General features: G+C 66.0%; 5 protein-coding genes. All 5 read left to right on the top strand.

Annotated features, from left to right (window positions below; translation table 11 throughout):
* Positions 1-386: FAD-dependent oxidoreductase (locus V7E26_RS29780; RefSeq protein ID WP_324422963.1), on the top strand; the 386-nt coding region annotated here is incomplete at its 5' end.
* Complete coding sequence (gene thiS, locus V7E26_RS29775) at positions 377-574, top strand: sulfur carrier protein ThiS (protein WP_324422962.1); 198 nt, start codon at positions 377-379, stop codon at positions 572-574. The genes V7E26_RS29780 and thiS, both read left to right, overlap by 10 nt.
* 155 nt (positions 575-729) lie before the next feature.
* Positions 730-1,512, top strand: coding sequence for a thiazole synthase (locus V7E26_RS29770; RefSeq protein WP_324422961.1), 783 nt, complete (start codon positions 730-732; stop codon positions 1,510-1,512).
* Positions 1,499-2,107 carry a thiamine phosphate synthase gene (locus tag V7E26_RS29765; protein WP_324422960.1) on the top strand — a complete coding sequence of 203 codons (609 nt, stop codon included), beginning with the start codon at positions 1,499-1,501 and terminating at the stop codon, positions 2,105-2,107. Before V7E26_RS29770 ends, V7E26_RS29765 begins: the two co-directional genes overlap by 14 nt.
* A 136-nt stretch (positions 2,108-2,243) precedes the next feature.
* On the top strand, positions 2,244-3,231 hold a 988-nt coding region (locus V7E26_RS29760; protein WP_324422959.1), incomplete at its 3' end, for a phosphomethylpyrimidine synthase ThiC.

The following is a 3,231-nucleotide window of genomic DNA, read 5'->3' as shown; positions in this document are numbered from 1 at the left end:
GCGAGGTCGAGCTGGCGCGCCCGGTGCGGCTGATCCATCCGCGCTGGCCGCTTTACGTGATCCCGCGCGGCGACGGCCGCTTCATGCTGGGCGCGACCTCGATCGAGGCGGAGGATACCGGCGTCAGCGTCCGTTCCGCGCTGGAGCTGCTCGGCGCCGCCTATGCCGTGCATCCGGCCTTTGCCGAGGCGCGCATCGTCGAGTTCGGCTCGGGCCTGCGTCCCGCCTTTCCCGACAACCTGCCGCGGATCACGATCCAGAAGGACAGGATCTCGGTGAACGGCCTCTACCGCCACGGTTTCCTGCTGGCGCCCGCGCTGGCCGAACTGACGCTGGCCTACGTGCAGCGCGGCGCGATCGACAATGAGGTGATGCGATGCAGGTGACCGTCAACGGCGAAGCGCGCGAGATCGCGGCGACCCGCGTCGACGCGCTGCTCGCCGAACTCGACTATGAGGGCACGCATTTCGCGATCGCGCTGAATTACGACGTGGTGCCGAAGAGCCGCTGGTCGGAGACGGCGCTCAAGGCCGGCGACGAGATCGAGATCATCACGCCGCGGCAGGGAGGGTGATGGATGACATCTTGCACGACGTCGTCCCTGCGAACGCAGGGACCCACAGCCACCGGCCTTCGTTTCGACGAACGACGTCTGCGAGAGTGCCCACAACAGAGATCACGCGGTATGGGTCCCTGCGTTCGCAGGGACGACAGGAAAGTTTCGACGCAATGCTGAACTTCTACGGCAAGACCTTCTCCTCCCGCCTCCTGATCGGCACGGCGCTATATCCGTCGCCGGCGATCATGCAGGACGCGATCCGCGCGTCGGGGGCCGGCATCGTCACGGTGTCGCTGCGGCGCGAAGCCGCCGGCGGCAAGACCGGGGATGCGTTCTGGTCGCTGATCCGCGAGCTTGGCGTCACGGTGCTGCCGAACACCGCCGGCTGCCGCAGCGTGCGCGAGGCGGTGACGACGGCGAAGCTCGCGCGCGAACTGTTCTCGACGCCATGGATCAAGCTGGAAGTGATCGCCGACAACGACACGCTGCAGCCTGATGTCGTCGGTCTGGTCGAAGCCGCCGGCATCCTGATCAAGGACGGTTTTGAAGTTTTCCCCTATTGCACCGAGGATCTCTCGGTCGCGATGCGGCTGGTCGATGCCGGCTGCAAGGTGGTGATGCCGTGGGCAGCTCCGATCGGCAGCGCCAAAGGCATCACCAACCGCGACGCGCTGAAACTGATGCGCGAGCGACTGCCCGATATCGCGCTGGTGGTCGATGCCGGCCTCGGCGCGCCGTCGCACGCCGCCCACGCCCTCGAACTCGGCTACGACGCCGTGCTGCTCAACACTGCGGTCGCCAAGGCCGCCGACCCCGTCGCGATGGCCAGGGCCTTCCGCCTCGGCGTCGAGGCCGGCCGCGCCGCTTACGAGGCCGGCCTGATGGAAGCCCGCGACTTCGCCTCGCCCTCAACCCCTGTGATCGGGACCCCGTTCTGGCATGCCGTATCCTGACCGATTTTATCCCGTCGTCGACAGCGTCGCCTGGGTGGCGCGGCTCGCGCTGCTCGGCGCCGGCACCATCCAGTTGCGCGCCAAGGACCTCAACGATGCCGAGGCGCTGCAGATCGTGAGCGACGCGCTCGAAGCCATCAAGGGCACCGGCGCCAAACTCGTGGTCAACGATTACTGGCGCGCGGCGATCGTCGCCGGCGCAAAGCATCTGCATCTCGGCCAGGAAGACCTCGTCGACGCCGACCTCGGCGAAATCCGAAAAGCGGGCCTGACGCTCGGCATCTCCACCCATGACGATAAGGAACTCGCGACCGCACTTGCCGCCAAGCCCGATTATGTCGCGCTCGGCCCGATCTTCTTCACCACGCTGAAATCGATGCGCTTCGAGCCGCAGGGCATTCCGAAAATCACGGAGTGGAAGAAGCGCATCGGCAACATCCCGCTGGTCGCGATCGGCGGCATCAAGTTCGAGCACGCAGCCGAAATCTACGCCGCCGGCGCCGATTCCATCGCCGTCGTCAGCGACGTCACCGGGAACGCCGATCCCGACGCCCGGGTGCGGCAATGGCTCGGCCAGACCGCGGAGGCGGCGTGATGCGCACTCTCTCCCCGTCATTGCGAGCGAAGCGAAGCAATCCAGTGGCACCGCAACTCGGTGACAATGGATTGCTTCGTCGCTTCGCTCCTCGCAATGACGAAAACAACGAACAGAATTTAACGGAGGATACGGTATGAACATTCGCTCCAATCCCGACACCACGCTGCCCGCCGTCACCACCGGCCCGCTCGCCTCCTCGCGAAAGATCTTCGCGACCCCCGACGCCGCGCCCGACCTGCGCGTGCCCTTGCGCGAGATCATCCTCTCGGAAGGTGCGGGCGAGCCGAACCTGCCGGTCTACGACACGTCCGGCCCCTACACCGATCCCTCCGTCACTATCGACGTCAACGCCGGCCTGCCGCGCAACCGCATGGCCTGGGTCAAGGAGCGCGGCGGCGTCGAGGAATATGCGGGACGCGAGATCAAGCCGGAGGACAACGGCAATGTCGGCGCCTCGCACGCCGCAAAGGCCTTCACCGCACATCACAGGCCGATCCGCGGCACAGGCGACCACAAGATCACCCAGCTCGAATTCGCCCGCGCCGGCATCATCACGAAAGAGATGATCTACGTCGCCGAGCGCGAGAACCTCGGCCGCAAGCAGCAGCTCGAGCGCGCGGAAGCAGCCCTCGCCGACGGCGAAAGTTTTGGCGCCGCGGTGCCGGCCTTCATCACCCCGGAGTTCGTGCGCTCCGAGATCGCGCGCGGCCGCGCCATCATCCCCTCCAACATCAACCACGCCGAACTCGAGCCGATGATCATCGGCCGCAACTTCCTGACCAAGATCAACGCCAATATCGGCAACTCCGCCGTCACCTCCTCGGTCGAAGAGGAAGTCGACAAGATGGTGTGGGCGATCCGCTGGGGCGCCGACACCGTGATGGACCTCTCGACCGGCCGCAACATCCACACCACGCGGGAATGGATCTTGCGCAACTCGCCGGTGCCGATCGGCACCGTGCCGATCTACCAGGCGCTGGAGAAGGTCAAAGGCGATCCGGTGAAACTCGATTGGGAGGTCTACAAGGACACGCTGATCGAGCAGTGCGAACAGGGCGTCGACTATTTCACCATCCACGCCGGCGTGCGCCTGCCCTACATCCACCTCACCGCCAACCGCG

The sequence above is a fragment of the Bradyrhizobium sp. genome (genome assembly GCF_036735945.1).
Taxonomy (GTDB): domain Bacteria; phylum Pseudomonadota; class Alphaproteobacteria; order Rhizobiales; family Xanthobacteraceae; genus Bradyrhizobium.
The sequence above is the reverse complement of the archived record's forward strand: the minus strand, read 5'-3'. Positions and strand labels throughout refer to the sequence as shown.

Excerpts from the sequence above, each read along its gene's own strand:
- V7E26_RS29770 (WP_324422961.1), top strand. The coding sequence starts at position 730 with ATGCTGAACTTCTACGGCAAGACCTTCTCCTCCCGCCTCCTGATCGGC.
- V7E26_RS29765 (WP_324422960.1), top strand. The coding sequence starts at position 1,499 with ATGCCGTATCCTGACCGATTTTATCCCGTCGTCGACAGCGTCGCCTGG.
- thiS (WP_324422962.1), top strand. The coding sequence starts at position 377 with ATGCAGGTGACCGTCAACGGCGAAGCGCGCGAGATCGCGGCGACCCGC.